21 protein-coding genes are annotated in these 20571 nt (G+C 72.2%); 15 read left to right on the forward strand and 6 right to left on the reverse strand.

Translation table 11 applies throughout. The features are described 5' to 3' along the window. The coding region (locus ACTIDRAF_RS33815) for a hypothetical protein (protein ID WP_157163019.1) at positions 1-186 on the reverse strand (186 nt) is incomplete at its 3' end. Continuing rightward, positions 176-484, reverse strand: coding sequence for a hypothetical protein (locus ACTIDRAF_RS0213450; RefSeq protein WP_016699257.1), 309 nt, complete (start codon positions 482-484; stop codon positions 176-178). The genes ACTIDRAF_RS33815 and ACTIDRAF_RS0213450, both read right to left, overlap by 11 nt. An 884-nt stretch (positions 485-1368) precedes the next feature. Here ACTIDRAF_RS0213450 and ACTIDRAF_RS0213455 point away from each other — a divergent pair. After that, positions 1369-2457 carry a DUF3558 domain-containing protein gene (locus ACTIDRAF_RS0213455; protein ID WP_016699258.1) on the forward strand — a complete coding sequence of 363 codons (1089 nt, stop codon included), beginning with the start codon at positions 1369-1371 and terminating at the stop codon, positions 2455-2457. Positions 2458-2807: 350 nt separating this feature from the next. On the opposite strand, the gene ACTIDRAF_RS0213465 is transcribed toward ACTIDRAF_RS0213455, so the two are convergent. Beyond that, positions 2808-3764 carry a DUF5926 family protein gene (locus ACTIDRAF_RS0213465; RefSeq protein ID WP_016699260.1) on the reverse strand — a complete coding sequence of 319 codons (957 nt, stop codon included), beginning with the start codon at positions 3762-3764 and terminating at the stop codon, positions 2808-2810. Between the two features lie 155 nt (positions 3765-3919). Continuing rightward, a complete protein-coding gene (locus tag ACTIDRAF_RS0213470) occupies positions 3920-4789 on the reverse strand; it encodes a glycerophosphodiester phosphodiesterase (protein WP_039787230.1) in 870 nt (289 codons plus the stop codon). A 311-nt stretch (positions 4790-5100) separates the two neighbouring features. Between ACTIDRAF_RS0213470 and ACTIDRAF_RS0213475 the strand changes: the two genes are divergently transcribed. The 13 genes from ACTIDRAF_RS0213475 to ACTIDRAF_RS0213535 all read left to right on the forward strand — a co-directional run bounded on the left by ACTIDRAF_RS0213475 (position 5101) and on the right by ACTIDRAF_RS0213535 (position 18335). Then, positions 5101-6321 carry a cytochrome P450 gene (locus ACTIDRAF_RS0213475; protein ID WP_016699262.1) on the forward strand — a complete coding sequence of 407 codons (1221 nt, stop codon included), beginning with the start codon at positions 5101-5103 and terminating at the stop codon, positions 6319-6321. A gap of 209 nt (positions 6322-6530) precedes the next feature. Then, the gene (locus ACTIDRAF_RS28760; RefSeq protein WP_016699263.1) at positions 6531-7955 is read left to right on the forward strand and encodes a histidine kinase; all 1425 of its coding nucleotides are present in this window, start codon (positions 6531-6533) and stop codon (positions 7953-7955) included. A gap of 104 nt (positions 7956-8059) precedes the next feature. Then, entirely contained in the window at positions 8060-8947 is an 888-nt protein-coding gene (locus ACTIDRAF_RS0213485) for a S49 family peptidase (protein WP_016699264.1), read from the forward strand. A gap of 101 nt (positions 8948-9048) precedes the next feature. Next, entirely contained in the window at positions 9049-9873 is an 825-nt protein-coding gene (locus tag ACTIDRAF_RS0213490; RefSeq protein WP_016699265.1) for a LytR/AlgR family response regulator transcription factor, read from the forward strand. Positions 9874-10028: 155 nt separating this feature from the next. Further along, positions 10029-10331, forward strand: coding sequence for a hypothetical protein (locus tag ACTIDRAF_RS0213495; RefSeq protein ID WP_157163020.1), 303 nt, complete (start codon positions 10029-10031; stop codon positions 10329-10331). Positions 10332-10450: 119 nt separating this feature from the next. Then, positions 10451-12241 (forward strand): sodium/solute symporter, encoded by a 1791-nt coding sequence (locus ACTIDRAF_RS0213500; RefSeq protein WP_016699267.1) that lies wholly within the window; start codon positions 10451-10453, stop codon positions 12239-12241. Between the two features lie 339 nt (positions 12242-12580). Continuing rightward, positions 12581-12925 carry a DUF485 domain-containing protein gene (locus ACTIDRAF_RS0213505; protein WP_016699268.1) on the forward strand — a complete coding sequence of 115 codons (345 nt, stop codon included), beginning with the start codon at positions 12581-12583 and terminating at the stop codon, positions 12923-12925. Then, the gene (locus ACTIDRAF_RS0213510) at positions 12922-14547 is read left to right on the forward strand and encodes a solute symporter family protein (protein ID WP_016699269.1); all 1626 of its coding nucleotides are present in this window, start codon (positions 12922-12924) and stop codon (positions 14545-14547) included. Before ACTIDRAF_RS0213505 ends, ACTIDRAF_RS0213510 begins: the two co-directional genes overlap by 4 nt. Before the next feature lie 137 nt (positions 14548-14684). After that, positions 14685-15665 (forward strand): GlxA family transcriptional regulator, encoded by a 981-nt coding sequence (locus tag ACTIDRAF_RS0213515; RefSeq protein ID WP_016699270.1) that lies wholly within the window; start codon positions 14685-14687, stop codon positions 15663-15665. A 251-nt stretch (positions 15666-15916) separates the two neighbouring features. Next, positions 15917-16540 (forward strand): DJ-1/PfpI family protein, encoded by a 624-nt coding sequence (locus tag ACTIDRAF_RS0213520; protein WP_016699271.1) that lies wholly within the window; start codon positions 15917-15919, stop codon positions 16538-16540. 180 nt (positions 16541-16720) lie between these two features. Next, positions 16721-16981, forward strand: coding sequence for a hypothetical protein (locus ACTIDRAF_RS0213525; protein ID WP_157163021.1), 261 nt, complete (start codon positions 16721-16723; stop codon positions 16979-16981). Positions 16982-17049: 68 nt separating this feature from the next. Then, positions 17050-17397, forward strand: coding sequence for a rhodanese-like domain-containing protein (locus ACTIDRAF_RS0213530; protein WP_052168825.1), 348 nt, complete (start codon positions 17050-17052; stop codon positions 17395-17397). 44 nt (positions 17398-17441) lie between these two features. Continuing rightward, positions 17442-18335, forward strand: coding sequence for a DUF4328 domain-containing protein (locus ACTIDRAF_RS0213535; protein ID WP_016699274.1), 894 nt, complete (start codon positions 17442-17444; stop codon positions 18333-18335). A 72-nt stretch (positions 18336-18407) separates the two neighbouring features. On the opposite strand, the gene ACTIDRAF_RS0213540 is transcribed toward ACTIDRAF_RS0213535, so the two are convergent. Together ACTIDRAF_RS0213540 and ACTIDRAF_RS0213545 are read right to left on the reverse strand one after the other, a co-directional pair. Then, positions 18408-19271, reverse strand: a complete 864-nt coding sequence (locus ACTIDRAF_RS0213540; RefSeq protein ID WP_016699275.1) for an Fpg/Nei family DNA glycosylase — start codon at positions 19269-19271, stop codon at positions 18408-18410. Positions 19272-19365: 94 nt separating this feature from the next. Then, positions 19366-19803: a hypothetical protein gene (locus ACTIDRAF_RS0213545; protein ID WP_016699276.1), complete on the reverse strand. Its 438-nt coding sequence runs from the start codon at positions 19801-19803 to the stop codon at positions 19366-19368. A gap of 167 nt (positions 19804-19970) precedes the next feature. On the opposite strand from ACTIDRAF_RS0213545, the gene ACTIDRAF_RS0213550 reads away from it, so the two are divergent. Beyond that, on the forward strand, positions 19971-20381 hold the full coding sequence (locus ACTIDRAF_RS0213550; protein ID WP_016699277.1) for a PPOX class F420-dependent oxidoreductase: 411 nt from the start codon (positions 19971-19973) through the stop codon (positions 20379-20381). Positions 20382-20571: the final 190 nt, after the last annotated feature.

The following is a 20571-nucleotide window of genomic DNA, read 5'->3' on the forward strand; positions in this document are numbered from 1 at the left end:
GTTCTCCACCGGCGGGTACCGGGGGTCCGGCGGCTCCTCGGGCTCCGAACTCACGGCCGAACCCGTACCGCCGGGGTGTGCCTGGCCGGCCTCCCCGGAGGGCAGCGCCACCGCCAGGTAGGCCACCACCGCCCCGGTGACCAGCACCACGGCGCCCCCGGCCCACCACTTCCCGCTACCTGCCATTCCCGTCTCCCGCGTGGTCGACCCGCCCGTTCGGCCACTGGAACTCGGCCGGCGGGACGGTGTTCGTCTCCTCCATGGACGCGTACTCGCGAAGCGCCGCCGACAGTGCTTCCACCTGGTGGTTTATGGCGTCCTCAAGAACGTCGATCGCCGTGGTCAGCGACTGGTCGTCGGGGTCCAGCGCGAGCCTCCTGAACTCCCTGGTGGCGTTGTTGCTCACCATGTCGTCCCCCCGGAAGGAGAGCAGCTCGAAACGTTCCGCCAGTCGCCGGATCTCCCGCAACAGTTCACCCTGCACGTAACTCAGGTTCGCGATTACCTGTGGAAGGGATTCCAGATCGACATAATATGAATCCTGACTCACGTTACCCCCCGACTGGCCACCCGACCAGCGCGACGCGATCCCCGAACAACACCAAGGGACAAGTGTGCTCGGGTCGAATTCGAAATCACTTTCGCGTGACCTGAACGACTACCACCCGAATCCGGAAACACTCCGGACAACCAGGTACAGCCGCCGGCCGCGCGCCAGCGCACACCCCCAGGCCAAGCATCGAAAACGTTCCCCCGGGGCCTGGCCAGGCCCCGACCGCTCACGAGTGGTACCGGTTCTCGCCGTGGGATATTCTTCCGGCCATAACAGCGGTACACAACCCCCTTCTGGTGGCGATGTGTGATCGGACCGCGTTTTCCCGTCCGGCCGCCAACCGCGCACGGTGGTCGCGTCCCCACGAGCACGTCGCGATGAGCGCGCCCCGCCGACCAGCCGAACAGGACGAAACCGGCACCGCCGTCCGGCCGCTCACCCAGGGGAACGCCGCTCCTCGCGGCATCCCGGACGGCATTCGCCCTCCCTGACGGGTGAACAGCACCCAGTTCCCGTACCGACGCCGTCGGGGCACCGGTCTCGAGAATGGGGAGGGCCGAGCCTTCGACACCGACAGGAACGACGATTCCCACCCACCACGCCAGTGGGGGATTTGCCAACAACGACGTTCCTCGACCCGGTGCGGAAAAGACCCGGGGAACGGCGTGTGCGCCCGGTCGCAATGGAGATGACCGGCGGCGGAGGATCGCGGTATCGTGCTCGCCGCTCTTTCCACACCACGCGGGCACGACCGGACGAGAAATCGATCCCACTCGCGTGGTGACCCTGTTTCGCTCACCCCACGGGAGTAATTCGTGCCCTCCGTTCGGCCCAGCGTCGTACTCCTCGTCGCGGCCGCCCTGCTCACCGGCTGCGCGGAAGGGGAGGAGACCACGTCCCAGCCGTCGGAACCGCCGTCCTCCCCGGCACCGTCATCCTCCCCACCCACGGGTGGGATCGATGTCGACCGGGAACACCTCGACGTCACGGACGTGAACGCGTGCGCACTGCTCACCGCCACCGAGCGGCGGGACCTGGGGCTGGCGGACGAGCCCGAGCCCGTACCGCTCGTCGGGGATCCCGCCGGGATGGAATGCCGGTTCCTCTCCGCTGACGAGGATTCCCTCGGCTTCTACTCCATCGCCGTGTGGCCGTCCCGCAACGGCGCCTCCTTCGGTGACGAGCTGGGCTCGGAGCGGCGGCACGGCCTGGTGGTCGCCGGTTACCCGGCCACCGGGTACCACGCGGGCGAGGACTCGCCCGAGGTGTGCGCCGTGGGGGTGAGCGTGGGGCGCAACCAGGCGATCGCCGTGGCGCGGTTCGCGACCGGGCCGCTGCTGACGGCCGAACGGACCTGCGACGAGGCGCACCGGGCGGCCGAAAGCGCCGTGCACGCCCTGCTGGACCCGGCACGCCAGGACGAACTGCGCGGCGACCGGCCCGGTGAGCTCACCGTCTCCCTCGGAGACCGCCCCGCCGACCTCGACCTCACCGACGTGGACAGCTGCGCGCTCGTCGACGAGGAGACCTGGGAGATGCTGCACGTCACCGACAGCTTCCAGTACGAGGTGCACGGGGGCAGCCAGTGCGACCAACCGGGCTACTGGTCGAACCTGGAGGTCCACTACACGCTGCTCGCCGGGCGGCGGAACGCCGCGGCGCTGGCGGAGGACGCCGACCCGGCGGACGTCCAACGGCTGTGGTTGAGCGGGTACCCCGCCGTGTGGGTCACGGGCGACGACCCGGAGGGGTGCGTGCTCGCCGTGGAGGTCAACGACGGGCAGGCACTCGTCGTCGAGCACGAGGTGTACCTCGACGAGGATTCGCTGCTCGAACCCCCCTGTGAGGCCGCCGCGATCATGGCCACCTCGGCACTGCGGGCCCTCACCGCCGACCAGGGGTGACCGGCATCCCAGGAGGGACGCCCCCGGCCCTGCGTGCTTGGAGGCCACCGAGGACGAGGGGGAGGACGACCTGAGCGGCGACCGGGGCCCGTGCCGACGACCACCGACCAGGCCGGGCGGTGGGGGGCGCACCCAGGACCGGGTCCGGCCGGCCACATGCCGGTGGGACACGCGATCGGTCAGGGGAGCGGGGCGGCGCGCGCTGCGGTGCCCGCCGCGCTCCCGGTTGGCCGAACCACGCGGCTGGCCGACCAGCTGGCACGGCGACCCCGCGTGACCGGCTCCGTCTCCGCCCCGGTCACGCGGGACTGACGCCGCCGAGCCCCCACCGGGGTGGGGGCGACCGGGTGTCAGCGGATGGTGATCTGACGACCGGTGAGCCCGTTCCTGGCCCGCCGCTCCGAGGCGTCCAGCGGCTGCTCGTCCAGCGAGGCCAACGCCGTCTCCAGGCGGCGGCCGAGCTCGGCCGCCGGCTGCTCCCACTCCTTCGCGTGCGACTCGGGGTCGAGGTCCCACACCGGCACCAGCAGCCCGTGCGCCCGAAACGATCCGGCGTACCTGCTGCCCTCGCCCAAGGCCAACTCGCCCCGCGCCGACAGGCGGGCCAGGGCGTCCAACAACCGCTCCTCCGGTTCGGGCCGCACCCACCGCAGGTGCGCCTTCTCGCCGGCGTCCACCCAGTAGGCGGCGGTCACTCCCTCGACGGCCAGCCGTTGCGTCGGCATGATCGCGGTGTTGGCGCGTTCCAGGGAGAGCTTCACCTCGGCGGAGGGCTCGGTGTCCTCCGGGATCCACCAGGAGAAGTCCGGGTGCAGCTGGACGTCGAACGGCGCGTCGGCGACGAGCAGGTCCTGGAGGCGCGGCCCGCCCTCGGCGGTGTCCGGGCCGACGGTGGGCAGGCTGTCTCCCGGAGCAGCCGTCCTGGCCCACTCGACCGCGCGGGCCACGTCCCGGCTCACGTCACCCGACCTGGTCTGCACCTGGAGCCCGACGAAGGCCCTGCCGTCGGCCCGCACCAGGGCGGCGGCGGCCATCGGCAACACGCTGGCCAGCACCATCGTCCGGTCGGTCGGCTGGTCCACGAGCGTCAGTTCGACGGTGGCCGACGGAACGAACTCGCGGAGCGCGATCAGCTCCGGCTCCGCTGGAAGCCCGTCGAAAGGCCTGGTCACGATGACGTTCGTCGCGCCGCCCTCGGCGCCGTGGCAGGCCTTGTACCGCTTGCCGGATCCGCACGGGCAGGGCTGCCGAGGGTTCACGCCCGACTCGGGGCGTTTCTTCCCCCTGGTAGCGGTGCGCTTGGCCATCCGGACCTCCTGGTGAGTTCCGGCGCCGCCCCGGCGCGCCCGCCGGTCCGGCCGCGCCGTTCCCGGCCGGGTGTCGCGAGCCGACGCCGGGCGGACGCCACATGTCGATATGCCGGTACGACGACGGGTCGCCGCCGCGGTGTCCCCCGTCGGGATCACACCGCGTCAGCGACGGTAGCCGACGGGTGGTTCGCGAGGGTTCGCAGGGTGTCGGCCGGGGCGTCCGTGGCGAGGTAGCGGACCCCCAGCTCCGCGCAGAGCCGGACGTCCGACGGCTCGTTCACCGTCCAGCAGTACACGTCGTTGCCGTGGGAGGCCGCCCGGCGCACGTAGTCGGGGTCGGAACGCAGCAGGTCGATGCCGGGTCCGGCGTGGTCGGCCCACGGCGGCAGCGACCCGTTGCGCCGGCGGCCGGACAGGGACCGCATCAGGAGCACCGTGGGGAGGGCCGGCGCGTACTGGCGGACACGGCGGACGGCACTCGCGGAGAAGGACATGACGGTGACCGGCGCGGTTCCGCCCGGCCCCGGCGCGAGGAGCCCGTGGCCGGCCAGGTCGGCGACCAACCGGCGCTCCACGAGGTGGCGGTAGCGGACGGGGTGCTTGGTCTCGACGAAGAGCCGGATCGGCCGGTCCGTGTCGCGGACCATGCCCAGCAGATCGGTGAACCGCAGCAGGCCGACGTCGGGCAACCCGAACTCGGCTGCCGGCGGCGCCGCACTCCCTCCCGGGAGGGCGGAGAACCCCCGGACCGACTGGTGCTCCTGGGCTCGTCCGGCCTTGCCGTTCCGGTCGTAGCGGTGGGCGGAGAGCCGGTCGAGGGGGAGGGCGCTGACCACTCCGCTCCCGGTGGAGGTGCGGTCGATGCGCCGGTCGTGCACGCAGACGAGGTGTCCGTCCCTGGACAGCCGGACATCGCACTCCAACCCGTCGGCGCCCTGCTCGATCGCGAGGGCGTACGCCGCCCTCGTGTGTTCGGGCAGGTACGCGGACGCTCCCCGGTGGGCGACCACTGCTGGTGGCATGCCCGAAGGATGTCCACGCCGGGTTAACGGGAAGTGACTGGCGAGGGGCGCCGCGCCCATGTCTCGTCGACACCTCGGCCGGGTGAGCGTGGTGGGCGGGGAAGGGGCCTCCCCACCAGCCGGGCGGCCGGGGAGCGGGCACCGGGCCGGGCGGCGGCCACCGTGCCGGTGCCCGGTCCGCACTGCGGGGTCCCCACGAGCGACCCCGAGGACGACACGCCGGGAACAAGCCCGGTGACCAGCGGTAACGGCCGCGCGCCCGCCGGGGCGGTGTGTGGACTCCTGGCCACGGGGAGCACTACGGTGCGCGGGTGCGCGCTGTCTCCCGTTCCGGTTCTCCCGCCCTCTTCGACCCGGCGGACCCCGGTTTCCTCGCCGACCCGTACCCGACCTTCGCCCGGCTCCGGGAGGCCGGTGAGGTGCACTGGCACGAGGGCCTCGGGCTGGCGGTGGCCGTGTCGCACGCGGCCTGCTCGGCGCTGCTGCGGCACCGGTCACTCGGCCGGGTGTGGACCGACGCCCGGCCCCTGGAGAGCTTCGTCGACTTCAACCTCCTGCACCGCAACTCCCTGCTGGAGAACGAGCCGCCGACGCACACCCGGCTGCGGCGGCTGGTGGCGAAGGCCTTCGGACGCGGTCACGTCGAACGGCTGCGCCCCTGGGTCCGGGACCTGGCCGACCGGCTGGTGGCGGAGCTGGCGACGCGGATCGCGGACGAGGGCTCGGCGGATCTCCTGGACCACGTCGCCGGGCCACTGCCGGTGTGGGTGATCGCCGAGCTGCTCGGTGTGCCGGAGTCCGACCGGCACCTCCTCCAGCCCTGGTCTAACGCGATCGTCAAGATGTACGAGTACGGTCTGGACGACGAGCTCCGGCGCGACGCGGAGCGGGCCTCCGGGGAGTTCGTCGCCTACCTGCGCGAGCTGGCGGAGCACCGCCGCCGGCGCCCCGGAGATGACTTGGTCAGCGACCTGGTGGCGGTGACGGACGAGGACGGGGGGCGGCTGTCGGAGGACGAGCTGGTGGCCACCGCCGTGCTGCTGCTGATGGCCGGCCACGAGGCCTCGGTGAACGTGGTGGGCAACGGGATGGTGGCGTTGTTGACCCACCGCGCGGAATGGGATCGGCTGCGCGCGGACCCGGAGATCCTCCCGGTCGCCGTGGAGGAGTTGATCCGCTACGACTCGCCGCTCCAGCTGTTCGAACGCACGGCGCTGGAGGAGGTCGAGATCGCCGGCCACGTCGTCCGGCCGGGGGAGAAGATCGCCGCGCTGCTGGGCGCCGCGGCCCGGGACCCCCTGGTCTTCGCCGAGCCGGACCGGCTCGACGTGGGCCGGTCCGCCAATCCGCACCTGGGGTTCGGCGCTGGCATCCACTACTGCCTCGGCGCTCCGCTGGCTCGCATCGAGGTGGTGTCCGTGCTGGAGTCGCTGCTCCGCCAGCTGCCGGACCTCCGCCTCGCGGGGACCGCGGAGCGGCGCCCCGAGTTCGTCATCCGCGGGTTCCGCACGCTGCGGGTGACGGCGGACTGAGCCGGGCGCGGCCGGGGGTCGGCGTCGGATGGTGACCGGCCTCCCACCAGGGCTTCGCCCGGCGGGGCGGGAGCGCTGTCCGACAGCCGGAGAAGTGTCTCACCCAGGGCAATGCGAACACCGTTTTCGCTGGTCCATTCGGGCGACAACCGGCCCGCGCATTGCCTAGCGGGCAACGTTCGTCAGAGCATGTACGGGTGAGTGAGCTCATGACCGAACGCACGGTCCTCACCACTCTCGCCGTGATCGGCGTGCTCGGCATGTTCGTGATGCTCTGCCGAGCCCGCCGGGTCAGCACCTCCGTCGAGGACGCCACCCTGGCCGCGCTGCACCGCGTGTCCGCCGCCGGCCCGGCCCTGCGCTCCGGGCTCACGGTGGAGGCCGCCGACCGGGCGATGCCGCAGCTCAGACAGCTGCTCAACTGCGTGGCGATCGGCCTCGCGGACAACAGCGGGCTGTTGAGCTGGGACGGCGAGGCCAACCACCACTACCAGGACCTCTCGGTGGCGATCGACGTGGTGGTCAGGACGGGCAAGCGGGAGCACGTGAGCCACGCGGACCTCGACTGCGACCGCCGGTCGTGCCCGATGCGGCACGCCCTCGTCGTCCCGTTGACGGTGGAGGGCGAGGTGTTGGGAGCCCTGGTCGTCATCGCCGCCAACGGCGGCAAACGGTTGATCAGGGCCTCCACCGAGCTGGCGCACTACGTGTCCGGGCAGCTGGAGTTGGCCGAGCTCCAGGAATCCCGGGAACGCCTGGCCAGAGCCGAGGTGCAGGCGTTGCGCGCCCAGATCTCCCCGCACTTCGTCTACAACGCGCTGAACACGATCTCCTCCCTGGTACGCACCGATCCCGACGAGGCGAGGGACCTGCTCCAGGACTTCGCCGAGTTCACCCGGTACGCGTTCCGGGCGACGGGCATGTTCACCACCCTGGCGGAGGAGCTGCGCAACGTCGACCGCTACCTGACCCTGGAACGGGCGCGGTACGGGGAGGACAGGCTGCGGGTTCAGCTGCGGATCGCTCCGGAGGTGCTGCCCGTTGTGATCCCCTTCCTGGTGCTGCAACCCCTCGTGGAGAACGCCGTCCGACACGGCATCGCCGGGAAGAAGGGGGGTGGAACCGTCACGGTGGCGGCCACCGACGTCGGTTCCGACGCCCTGATCAGCGTCGAGGACGACGGCATCGGCATGGACCCCGGCCGGCTGAACCGTGAGCTGGCGACCGCCCACCTCACCGGCGCCCACGTCGGACTCGGCAACATCCACGACCGCATGCAGTCCGTCTTCGGCGACCAGTACGGCCTGGTGGTGGAGACGAACGTCGGCGCGGGGATGCGGGTGACGTTGCGGGTGCCGAAGTTCGCCCCGGGGGTGCGACCGGAGACTCCGCCGCTGCACGAGCCGGAACCCCTCGACGACCCCGACATCGATCCGGGTCCCGGGTCCGGGGTCGCAGCCGAGGCGGAGGGGCGGGCTCCGGAGGTGGCGGCGGGGCCGCGCTGGGCAGGAGAACTCGCCGAGCGGGTCGAGGTGTCCCTGCCGCCCCGGCGGGAGGGGCCGGGCCACGACCTGCCGCGCCGACGGCAACCGGCGGAGGACCAGGTATCCGGCGGCGCACGCCGTCCGAGGTGAGCGGTCGCGGCCCCGGGAGAACACCCGTCGCGGCCCGGGCGGCACCGGCGGCCGGTGGTCGCGGGACCCCCACCGGTGGCGGAATCCCCGTAGGCTGTGCAGGCATGAGCATGACCGACAAGCTGACGGCGAGGCTCCCGGGACGGCTCGCGGAGCGAGTGGACCGGTCGCCGACCGTCGCCGTGGTCCGCCTGCACGGCGTGATCAGCTCGAACCCGTCCCCGGTGAACCGGGGGACCATCAACCTGGCCTCCGTGGAGGCCCCGCTCACGCGTGCCTTCGCCCACGAGAGGCTGGCCGCCGTGGTGCTGCTGGTGAACTCGCCCGGTGGCTCCCCCACCCAGTCGGCGCTGGTCGCCGACCGGGTCCGCGAGCTGGCCGACCGGCGGGCCCGCACCCGTGGCCCCGTTCCGGTGCTCGCCTTCTGCGAGGACGCGGCGGCCTCCGGCGGCTACTGGATCGCCTGCGCCGCGGACGAGATCTACGCGCACCCCAGCTCCCTTGTGGGATCGGTCGGGGTGGTCAGCAGCGGTTTCGGCTTCACCGGGCTGCTGGAGCGGCTTGGCGTCGAACGCAGACTGCACACGACGGGCGAGCACAAGGCTCGGCTGGACCCCTTCCTCCCCGAACGGGAGGACGACGTCGCCTGGTTGTTGGAGGTGCAGCGCGACCTGCACGGGCAGTTCGTCGACTGGGTGCGTTCCCGCCGGGGCGACCGGCTGAACGGTGCGGACGACAGCCTGTTCAGCGGCGAGGTGTGGACCGGGGCGAAGGCGAGGGAACTCGGTCTCGTGGACGGCCTGGGCACGCTGCGGCAGGTCGTCTCCACCCGGTTCCCCGACGCCGAGATCGCGATCTCGGAACCGAAACGCCCCCTGCTCGCCAGGCTCGGCCTCAGCAGCGCCTCGGGCGGCAGCCGCGCCGCCGACTCACTACTTGCCGCAGTGGAGGGTCTGAACAACAAGGCCGTCTGGAGCCGACTTGGTCTCTGATGGAGCAACACCGTCACAACCAGCGAGGAAATGTTCACACCCTCGGGTGGACGAAGCACCTTGGCTCGCAAGAACCGTGATCGGCAGGATATGAATCTACGGTGACCGCTCAAGCCAACAACTCGGGTCTGATCGCGCTCGCGGTCGACGACGAGGACCGCGGGCTGGAGGAAATCACCTACCAGCTGAACCGGAGTCCGAGGGTGGCGCGGGTGCTGACCGCGTTCGACGCCGCCGAGGCGCTGCGCATCATCCGCAGCGACGATCCGGAGCTGCGGGCACGGGCACAGGCGGGGCTCTGCCCGGTGGACGTGGTGTTCGCCGACATCTTCATGCCGGGCCTCGACGGCGTCGAGCTGGGCAAGGTGCTCGCGGCGTTCCGGGAGCCACCGGCCCTGGTGTACGTCACGGGGGACGAGAACCGGGCGCTGGACGCCTTCGAGGTCGGGGCCATCGACTACCTGGTGAAGCCGATCAAGTCCGAGCGGGTCGACCGGGCGCTGCGCACCATCGACCGCATGCGGCGGTCCAAGGAGGACCAAGCCGCCGCGACACCGGCCGAGGACGAGGTCATCCCGGTCGAGCTCGGTGGCACCACCAAGCTGGTACCGCGATCCACGATCCGCTACGTGGAGGCGCAGGGCGACTACGCCCGCCTGCACACCACCGACGGCAGTCACCTCGTCCGCATACCCCTGTCGCAGCTGGAGGAACGGTGGAGCGAGGTGGGCTTCGCCCGCATCCACCGCTCGTACCTGGTGTCGCTGCCACTGGTCAGTGAACTCCGGATGTCCTCCTCCGGGTACTCGGTCCGGCTCGGGGCCGGCGACCAGGCCATCGAACTCCCGGTCAGCCGACGTCACACCCGGGCGTTGAAGGACAGGCTGGTGCGAGCCCCGAAGAACGGCTGGGGGCCGACCCGGTGAGCGCGACCGGGGAGGACCTCCCGGGCACCGGTCCCGAGGGACGGGTGCCGGCCGGGGGCCCTTCCCGCACCTCCCGGCGGCCGCGTCGGGACCGGACAGCGCCACCCCGCCGGGTCCGGGTGGTACTGGCCGACCGCCGCGGCGGACGGCGCGCGGTGCGGACCATCGTCGAGTTGGAGGAGCAGACCAGCGTCGGCGAGGCGCTGGTGCGCAGCCTGGTCCGCGCCCAGCTGCGGACGGCCCTGCTGCTGACCCTGACCACCCTCGGCACCATCGGCATGCTGCCCCTGCTGTTCTTCTGGCTCCCCGAGCTGGGCGCGTGGACCATCGGGGACGTCAAGATCTCCTGGCTCCTGCTCGGAGCGGCCCCGTTCCCGGCGATGCTCGTCGTCGGCCTCGTCTACCAGTGGCGCGCCGAACGCCACGAACGGGACTTCATCGACATGGTGGAGAACTGACGGACGGCCCTCCCCCTCCGCCGAGCCGGGGAACCCGCTCCCCCGACCGCGACGGTCCGTGTCCGACGTGATTGGTTAGCGTTGCCGCGTTCGGTTCGACGACATCGAGTAGGCATCGCATGCAGCTGAACCCGTGGGCGCTGTCGGGGATCGTCGTGATGGCCGTCGTCACCTTCGCGGTCGGCGTGTACGGGTCGCGGTCCGCGCACACCACCTCGGACTTCCTGGTCGCGAGGCGACTGGTGAACGCCGAGCGCAACGCGGCCGCGATCTCCGGGGAGTACCTCTCGGCCGCGTCCTTCCTCGGGGTGGCCGGCCTGGTCCTGCGCGACGGGGTGGACGGTCTCTGGTACCCGATCGGGTTCGCCGGCGGCTACCTGCTGCTGTTGATGTTCGTCGCCGCCCCGCTGCGGCGGTCCGGGGCGTACACGCTGCCGGACTTCTCCGAGGCGAGACTCGGCTCGGTCGGCCTGCGGAAGTTGACGGCACTGGTGGTGCTGGTCATCGGTTCCCTGTACGTGGTGCCGCAGTTCCAGGGAGCGGGCCTGACCCTGACCACCGTCACCGGACTGCCCAACGAGGTCGGCGTGGTGCTGGTGGCGCTCGTGGTGCTGGTCAACGTCTTCGGTGGCGGGCTCCGCGCCGTCACCCTGGTGCAGGCCATGCAGTACTGGGTGAAGCTGTTCGCCATCTCGCTCCCGGCCTTCCTGCTGTTCACCGCGTTCCTCAGCACTCCGTCGACGTCCCGGGGCGAGCTGGTGGCGGACATGCCGCCCCGCTTCGAACGGGACACCACCGTGACCGTGGAGACGAACGTGGTGCTCACGGTCGACCGGCCGGTGCTGCTCCGCGCGGAGGGCACCGTCAACGGCGCGCCCGTGTCGGGAGCGGTCTACTGGGCGGGGGACCAGCACACCGTGGCGGCGGGGACCGAGCTCCACTTCACCGCCGGTTCCGACGTCCCCGTCGTCGAGGGAGCGGTGTCCGACAACTCGTCCTGGGCGCAGCCCCAGGACCGGGGGCCGCAGGGCCTCTTCCACACCTACTCGCTGATCTTCGCCACGTTCCTGGGCACGATGGGCCTGCCGCACGTGCTGATGCGCTTCTACACCAACCCGACCGGCCACGCGGCCCGGAGGACGACCCTGTTCGTCCTGGCGATGCTGGGCCTCTTCTACCTGTTCCCGACCGTCTTCGGAGCCCTGTCCCGGCTCTACGTCCCCGAGCTGCTGGTCACCGGCGACACCGACGCGGCGGTGTTGTTGCTGCCCACGGCCATGTTGGACAACTGGTTGGGCAAGCTGCTCGGGGCGGTCACCGCCGCCGGGGCCTTCGCGGCGTTCCTGTCCACCTCGGCCGGCCTGATCGTGTGCGTCGCCGGGGTGTTGTCGACCGACCTGCCCTCCGGCGGCCAGGTGCGGGACTTCCGGCTGTGGACGCTGGTGGCGACGGCGATCCCCCTGGCGGTGGCGATGGGGTTCTCCTCGTTGAGCCTGTCCCAGACGGTCGGGTTGGTCTTCGCCGTCGCCGCGTCGACGTTCTGCCCGCTGCTGCTGCTGGGCATCTGGTGGCGCGGGTTGACGGCGTGGGGCGCGGGTTCGGGCATCGTCCTGGGCGGTGGGCTGTCGGTGCTGGCGGCGGTCCTCAGCGAATGGGGGCCGTCACTGGGCGGCTGGCTCGGCGTGCTGCTCGTCCAACCGGCGCTGGTGACGGTGCCGCTGGCCTTCGCCACCATGATCGGCGTCAGCCGGCTGACCAAGGACCGGGTGCCGCTCGACGTCGCCAGGGTCATGCTCAGGATGCACGCGCCGGACCGGCTGGGTTTCATCCGGGACCGGGACGTCGAGCGGTTCGGGGGGCCGGGCGACCAGCCGAGGTCTGGGCGGCACCGCGCCCCGGAACCCGACTAGGTCATCTGGGGCCCGGCCGAGCCCGGGACAGCGCCCACCCCTCGGCCCGAACGCGGAGGCGCGGTCGACCGCGCGTGCCCATGGCGGCCGGGAGCGCCACCGACCCCGCTGCGCTCGGTCACCCGGGAGGAGCCCTCCCCGTACCGCAGGTAGGGGTGACGGTGCAAGCGGCCGTGTGGGTTCACCCCGCACACGCCCCTCACCCTCCGTCGAGGAGAACCGGCGAAACCGGACAGGATTCGTTCGGCTACCCGACTGCCCTAAGCCCCCGTTTGGAGGCTTACGCATGTGACGCGGCCAATACCAGCATGGGAACCCTCGCGATGCTGGGAGGTAGCGGTGAGCACGACACCACCGGACGACGCCGGCCCGTCGCCGACGACGTGGCACGAGGCCCACGAAAGCCCGGACTTCGTCGAACTGCGGCGCCGGCTGCGGACCTTCGTCTTCCCCACCACCGGCCTCTTCCTCGCCTGGTACCTGCTGTACGTGGTCCTGGCGGACTACGCGCACGGCCTGATGAGCGTCAGGGTCCTCGGCAACATCAACCTCGGGCTGCTGCTCGGGCTCCTCCAGTTCGTGACGACCTTCCTGATCACGGTGCTGTACATCAGGTTCGCCAACCGCCGCCTCGACCCGTTGGCCGAGGCGGTCCGGGAGCGGGTCGAGGGAGGACGCGGATGACGAACCCCACCGCCACCGGGCCGCTGCTCGCGCAGACCGCGGGGGGATCCCCCTACCTGAACATGGGGATCTTCGGGATCTTCGTGCTGATCACGATGATCGCGGTCTTCCGGGCGAGCCGGAACACCCGGACCGCGGCCGACTACTACGCGGCCGGTCGGGCCTTCAGCGGGTCCCAGAACGGCGTCGCCATCTCCGGCGACTACCTCTCGGCGGCGTCCTTCCTCGGCATCGCCGGCGCGATCGCCGTCCACGGCTACGACGGGTTCCTCTACTCCATCGGGTTCCTCGTCGCCTGGCTGGTGGCGCTGCTGCTGGTGGCGGAACTGCTGCGCAACACCGGCCGCTACACCATGGCCGACGTGCTGTCCTTCCGGATGCGGCAGCGTCCCGTCCGGGTCGCCGCGTCCATCTCCACCCTCTCGGTCTCGTTCTTCTACCTGCTCGCCCAGATGGCGGGCGCCGGCGGGCTGATCGCGCTGCTGCTCGGCATCCAGGACCGGGTCGGCCAGTCGGTCGTCATCGCCGTGGTGGGCGCGCTGATGATCCTCTACGTCCTCATCGGCGGGATGCGCGGCACCACCTGGGTCCAGATCATCAAGGCGGTGCTGCTCATCGCCGGCGCCGGGGTCATGACCCTGTGGGTGCTGGCCATGTACGGCATGAACCTGTCGTCGCTGCTGGGCGCCGCCGTCGACGCCAGCGGCACCGAGGAGATCCTCAACCCCGGCCTCCAGTACGGGATGTCCGAACTGACCAGGCTGGACTTCCTGTCCCTCGCGATCGCGCTGGTCCTGGGCACGGCCGGCCTGCCGCACATCCTGATGCGCTTCTACACGGTGCCGAACTCCAAGGAGGCCAGGCGGTCCGTGCAGTGGGCCATCTGGCTGATCGGGCTGTTCTACCTGTTCACCCTGGTGCTGGGCTACGGGGCTGCGGCCATCGTCGGACGGGACACCATCCTCGACGCCCCGGGCGGGGTCAACTCGGCGGCACCGCTGCTGGCGGCCGAACTGGGTGGGCCGCTGCTGCTCGGGTTCATCGCCGCCGTCGCCTTCGCCACCATCCTCGCGGTGGTCGCCGGGCTCACGATCACCGCCTCCGCCTCCTTCGCTCACGACATCTACGCCAACGTCATCAAGCGGGGGAAGCTCGACGACAAGCAGCAGGAGGTCCGGGTCGCCCGGATCACGGCGGTCGTCGTCGGCGTGGTCTCCATCCTCGGCGGGATCGCGGCCAACGGGCAGAACGTCGCCTTCCTGGTCGCGCTCGCCTTCGCGGTGGCCGCCTCGGCGAACCTGCCCACCATCCTCTACTCGCTGTTCTGGAAGCGGTTCAGCACGACGGGCGCGCTGTGGAGCATGTACGGCGGGCTGGGCATCACCGTCACGCTGATCATCTTCTCCCCGGCCGTGTCGGGGTCGGAGACGGCGATGTTCCCCGGCGCGGACTTCGCCTGGTTCCCGTTGTCCAACCCGGGCATCGTCTCCATCCCGCTGTCCTTCCTGCTCGGCTACCTGGGCACCGTGCTCAGCAAGGACCGCCCCGACGAGGCCAAGTTCCGGGAGATGGAGGTCCGAGCCCTCAGCGGCGCCGGAGCGGAGAAGGCCACCGAACACTGACCGCGGCCTCCGCCCGAGCCAGGGCAGGGCCGGGAAGGGGGTCCGCCTCACCCCGAGGCGGACCCCCGCCGGCATGTCCTGATCCGAGGGGTACTGGTCATTGCGGACCCCGTCGCACGCCCGCCATCGTGGACGGCGTGGACAGCGACACGCGGCAGCGAACCGTCCTCCTCGTGCTGTACGAGGGGAGCGTGCTGCTCGACACGGCGGGCCCGCTGGAGGTCTTCGACGCGGCGTCCCAGATCCGGCCGAACTCGTACCGGGTCAGCACCGCGTCCCCGACCGGCGGCATGGTGCGGACGTCCTCGGGGGTACGGCTGGCCACCGACAGCGCCCTCGCCGAGGTCCGCACTCCGCCGGACACCCTGCTGGTGGTGGGCAGCCCGAGGTACCGGGAGGCGGCCCGGGACCCCGCTCTGGTCGGGGAGGTCGAGCGTCTCGCGGCGGGGGCGCGGCGGGTGGCCTCCGTGTGCACCGGTGCCTTCGTCCTCGCCGCCGCCGGGCTGCTGGACGGCCGACGGGCCGGAACCCACTGGGCGCACTGCGACGAACTCGCGGAACGCCATCCGACGGTGCGCGTCGTCCCGGACGCCATCTTCGTCAAGGACGGGAACCTGACCACCTCGGCCGGTGTCACCGCCGGCATCGACCTGGCGCTCGCGCTCGTGGAGGACGACCAGGGACCCCAGGCCGCCCGCCTGATCGCCCGGTGGATGGTGGTGTTCCTCCAACGCCCCGGCGGCCAGTCCCAGTTCAGCGCCTGGTCGCGGTCCCGCCCCGTCGCCGACCCCGGGCTGCGGCGGGTCCTGGACCACATCACCACCCATCCGGCGGCCGACCTGTCCGTCCCAGCGCTGGCCTCCCTGTTGTCCGTCAGCCCGCGCCACCTCAGCCGCCTGTTCCTCCGCGAGACCGGGTCCAGCCCGGGCCGGTACGTGGAGGCGAGTCGAGTCGCCGCCGCCCGAGCCCTGTTGGAAGCCGGCTCGGACGGGCTGGACCGCATCGCCAACCAGACCGGTTTCGCCACCACCGAGACCATGCGGCGCGCCTTCCTCCGGGAACTCGGGGTGCCCCCCGGGGCCTACCGGGCCAGGTTCCACAGCACGCGAGGGGTCTGACCAGGACCACAGCACCGACCGCACGAGGGCCGGGCCTGCGGGCCGAACTCGCTCCCTGGTCGACCGGGGCTGCCCTCTGCCCGGTGCCAGCCCCGATCCCGTGCCGCCCGGCGGTGCCGCGTCACGTCGCCCGCGCGGCCGGCGCGCCCGCGCGACCACCAATGCCCACCAGGAACGCCCCCGGCCGCGCTCGGACCGGCCGGGTACCACGACCCCGCCTCCGTCCGGGGGCGACAACGAGAGGGAACACCATGCGCGCGGCTTTCGTGCTGTACGAGAACATGACCGCACTGGACCTGATCGGCCCGTACGAGGTGCTGGCCGGCCACCCCGAACTGACCACGCACTTCGTCGCCGAGCGGACCGGCCCCGTCGCCTGCGACTCCGGGGCGGTCCTGCACGCGGACACCACCCTGTCCGAACTGCCCGACCCGGACGTGATCGTCGTGCCCGGCAGCGGCCACTGGCGGCCCGTCCTGGAGAACGGCTCCCTCATCGCCTGGCTCGCCGCCGCCCACCCCACGGCCCGGTGGACCACGTCGGTGTGCACCGGCTCCACCCTGCTCGCCGCCGCCGGGCTGCTCACCGGCCGTCCCGCCACCACCCACTGGGCGGTCCGCGACACCCTGGCCGGGCTGGGCGCCGAGGTCGTCACCGACCGGGTCGTCGTCGACGGGAACGTCATCACGGCCGCCGGCGTCTCGGCCGGCATCGACATGGGGCTCCTGCTCGCGAGGGAGCTGTGGGGCGGGCGGATGGCCGACACCATCCAGCTGGCCATCGAGTACGCGCCCGAGACGCCCGGGGAGGCCGGCTCGCCGGAGACGGCGGACCCGGAGCTCGTCACCACCGTCCGCACGCTGATCAACCGCTGACCGGGCCCAGCCGGGGCGCGGGGCCCTCCCCGCGCCCCGCACCGGGCGCCGGTACGGCCGGGCGGTGCCGCACTCCCCCACGGCTCGGCGGCCACGCCACCCGACCTCGGGAACGTGCGACACCCGGACCACGCACCGCGTAGTAGGTCCGACCGTAGCCGCGCGGAGAGGACACCAGTGGTGTGGCGAGACCGGAGGGCAGGACATGACGAGGAGTTCACCGAGTTCACCGAGTTCACCGAGGCGCGCTTCGGCCGCATGCACCGGGTGGCGTACGCGCTCTGCGGTGACTGGCTCACGGCTGAGGAGCTGACGCAGGCAGCGTTCGTCCCGCACCAGCTCCACGCGCGCGACCTGGTGGACGCCCAGCCCACCGGGGAGCTCCCGCTGACCACCCCCGAGATCGCACGGCTGGCCGAGTACCTCGCCGAGAACGGGTGAGCCGGCGCCACGCCGGTGCCGCACCCGCCCACACACCAGGGACAGCACCGGCGTGGCAGCATCGGGGTGTGCACCCACACCAGGTACCCAGCATCGCCGTGACCGAGGTCCGGGAACGGCTGACCGACGGCGTGACCCTCCTCGACGTCCGCGAGCGGGACGAGTGGGAGGCGGGACACGCACCCGACGCCCTCCACATCCCCCTCGGTGAACTGGCCGGTCGCCTCGACGAACTGCCCGAGGACGACGAGATCCTCGTGGTCTGCCGCAGCGGTGGCCGCTCCGCCAGGGCCACCGCGTTCCTCAACGGCAACGGGTGGGACGCCTTCAACGTGGACACCGGCATGAAGGGCTGGGCCGCCAGCGGCAACCCGGTGGTGTCGGAGCGGGCCGGCAGCGAACCGACGGTGCTCTGAACGCGCCGGAACGCCGTACACCACGAGCGGGGGAGGATCGGGCGATGGCTGGTGACACGCGGTTCGACGGGCTCGACGCGCCCACCCTCCCGCACGTGCCGAGGCCCGGGCGGGCGGCACCCCGGTACACCGGGCCCCCCTCCTACCCGGCGACCCCGCGTTGGGGTTTCCCCCTCGTGGCGTGGCGCACGCCCAGCGCCCTGCCGTTCACCCCTCCTCCACCCGTGGATCCGGCGAGCCGGCAGCACTGGCTCGCCGGGTTCTCGATGCGTTGCCTCACCCTGACCGCACTGCTGGCCCTGCTGGCCGCCGCCGCCGAAGGCTGGCGGTACGCGCTCCTGGTGAGCAGTCGGGACGCGGGAGTGGCCGCCGGCTCGGTCCGCCTCTCCGACGCCCTCGTGTACACGGCGTCGGCACTGTTGCTGGTCGCGGCGGCGCTGTCGGCCACCAGCTGCCTGCTCTGGTTGCTGAGGGCCAGGGCCGCGGCCGAGGCGAACGCCGGGGTCCGGTCGTCCCGCCCCGCCTGGCACGTGTTCGCGAGCGTGCTCGTGCCCGGGGTGAACCTCGTGCTCCCCGGCATCCTGCTGACGGAGCTGGAGCACACGGCGGCTGAGCGGCCCCCGGACCGCCGACCGCGTCCCTCCCGTCTCGTCCGCGCCTGGTGGGCAGCCTGGATCGTGAACCTGCTGCTGGCCCTGCTCGCGGTGTTGTGGGGCTTCCGGGAGGGGGTCCAGGCCGCGGCGGACGGCGTGGTGTTGCACGCCTTGCTCAACCTCTCGGCGTTCGTCGTGGCCGTCATGACGATCCTCGTGGTCCGAGGGATCTCGACGCAGCTCGGTCCCTCGGACGAGGCCGTCGGCACCCGGCTGGTCTTCGTCCGGGGTGGCGCCGAGACGGGACCGTCGCGGCGGGCTCGTCCGGCGGACAGCGCCCGCTGAGGGGGCGGCACGGCGAGCCTGGCCGGAGGCTGCCGCCGGGTCACCGCCGAGCCGCGCACGGCGAGCGGCGGCTCAGCGCAGCAGGCGGGACAGCCGGCGGTCCGCCAGCTGCCTGCCCCCGGTCTGGCAGGTCGGGCAGTACTGCGACGACCGGTCGCGGTAGGAGACCTCGCGGATCTGGTCGCCGCACACCGGGCAGGGCAGCCCCGTCCGGCCGTGCACCCGCATCCCGGCGCGCTTCTCCCCCTTCAGCCGGGCCACCTCCTGGCCCTCCGTGCGTCGCACCGCGTCGGTCAGCACCTCCCGCGTGGACCGGGCCAGCCGGGCCACCTCGTCGCCGGACAACCGGCCCGCCACGGCGAACGGGGACAACCGGGCGCGGTGCAGGATCTCGTCGGAGTAGGCGTTGCCGATCCCCGCGAGCAGCGACTGCCTGGTCAGCACGGTCTTGACGCGTTCGGTGCGCCCGGCCAGGAGTTCCGTGAGCTCCTCCTCGCCGACGTCGAGGGCGTCCGGCCCCAGTGCCGCGATCCCCGGTACCTCACGCGGGTCCGCCACGATCCACACCGCGAGGCCCTTCCTGGTCCCCGCCTCGGTGAGGTCGAAACCCGGCCCCTCCCCCGGGTTCCCGAGGTGCACCCGGAGCGCCAGCGGACCGCGACCCGGCCGTGGAGGCGCCGCCGGAGGCACGTCCTGCCACCGCAGCCAACCCGCCCTGGCGAGGTGCGCGACCAGGCTCAGCCCCGAGCAGCGCACGTCGAGGAACTTCCCGTGCCGGTCGACCCCGCTGACCTCCCGACCGATGAGCGCCGACCACTCCGGTTCGACGGTCTTGAGGACGGTGGGGGAGACGACGTCGACCCGCCGCACTGTGCGACCGACCGCGTGCTGGCGGAGGTGGTGGGCGATCGCCTCGACCTCGGGTAGCTCGGGCACGTCCCCAGTGTGGGGCGTACCGGCGCGGACGTCCTGTCGAACGCCCGGCGCCCGACGACGTCCGTCGGCCCCGGTGCGGGGCGGCCCCAGGGTCCTAGTCGACCGGTTGGAGAGGACCGTCCCCGCTGGGCTGGGAGTAGACCTCGATGTTGCGCGCGGTCGTCGCGGCGTCCTGGCGGACCTGGACGACGCCACGGACGACACCCACCCAACGCTCCGGCGGGTGCTCCTCGTCGTCGCCCTTGGTCTCCGCCATCAACGTCCAGGGGCGGCGCAGCAGCCAGCGCGCGGGGAAGAACACCACCACGAGCACCAGGCCGAGCAACAGCCACGCCGGGGTCATCACGGCCTCGGGGCGCCACAGGAAGAGCATGACCACGAAGAGCACGAGGAACGAGGAGATGACGACACCCGGGGTGTTCCCCCCGCTGACGTCGTGTTCGAACTCGTCGAGCTGGAGCGGATGACGCCACTCCATCTGGCCGGTCACCTTCCACTGACGACCGTCGGCACCACGTACCTCGCGCTCCATCCAGCCTCCAGGTCTCCCACGCCCCGGCCGCCCCGGGTCCGACTACCGAGCGTGCGTCCACGGTACCGCGCCGCGCCCACCGTTCGGGGGCTTCGTGGCCGCGGATTTCCGCTTCCCGGTGTGGCATGCGGCGCGTGCGCCGGGTCCGGCTGCCAGGATCACCGTCCATGGAGCTCGCCACCGCGATGGAGACCGTCCGCCGGCAGCACCGGGCCGTGCTCGCCACCCGCCGTTCGGACGGCTCACCCCAGATGTCCCCCGTGATGACCTCCGTCGACGACCGGGGGCGTGTCCTCATCAGCACCAGGGCGACGGCGTTCAAGGTGCGGAACATCGAACGGGACCCGACTGTCTGGCTGTGCGTGCTGCCGGACGAGTTCTTCGGGGACTGGCTGCAGCTGCGCGGCCGCTGCGAGGTCATCACGCTGCCGGCGGCCATGGACCTGCTGGAGTCGTACTACCGGTCCGTCGCCGGGGAGCACCCGGACTGGGACGAGTACCGCCGTGCGATGGAGAAGGAACAGCGGGTGATCCTGCGGGTCACCCCGGAGCGGGCGGGCCCGGACCGGAGCGGCTGAGGCGCCCCGAGGGCACGGACCGGCCCCGTCGGCCCGCGTGTCCCCCGGGGCCGCTGTCCGCTTGCCCCGGGGCATGGTCTACAGTTGGCGACACGCGGGTCGACCTGGTCGGCCGGCGAGAGTCGCGGGTTCCTCCCGGAAGCCGCGGTGCGGACGTAGCGCAGTTGGTAGCGCATCACCTTGCCAAGGT

Source organism: Actinoalloteichus spitiensis RMV-1378, from assembly GCF_000239155.1.
In the GTDB taxonomy this organism is placed as follows: Bacteria; Actinomycetota; Actinomycetes; order Mycobacteriales; family Pseudonocardiaceae; genus Actinoalloteichus_B; species Actinoalloteichus_B spitiensis.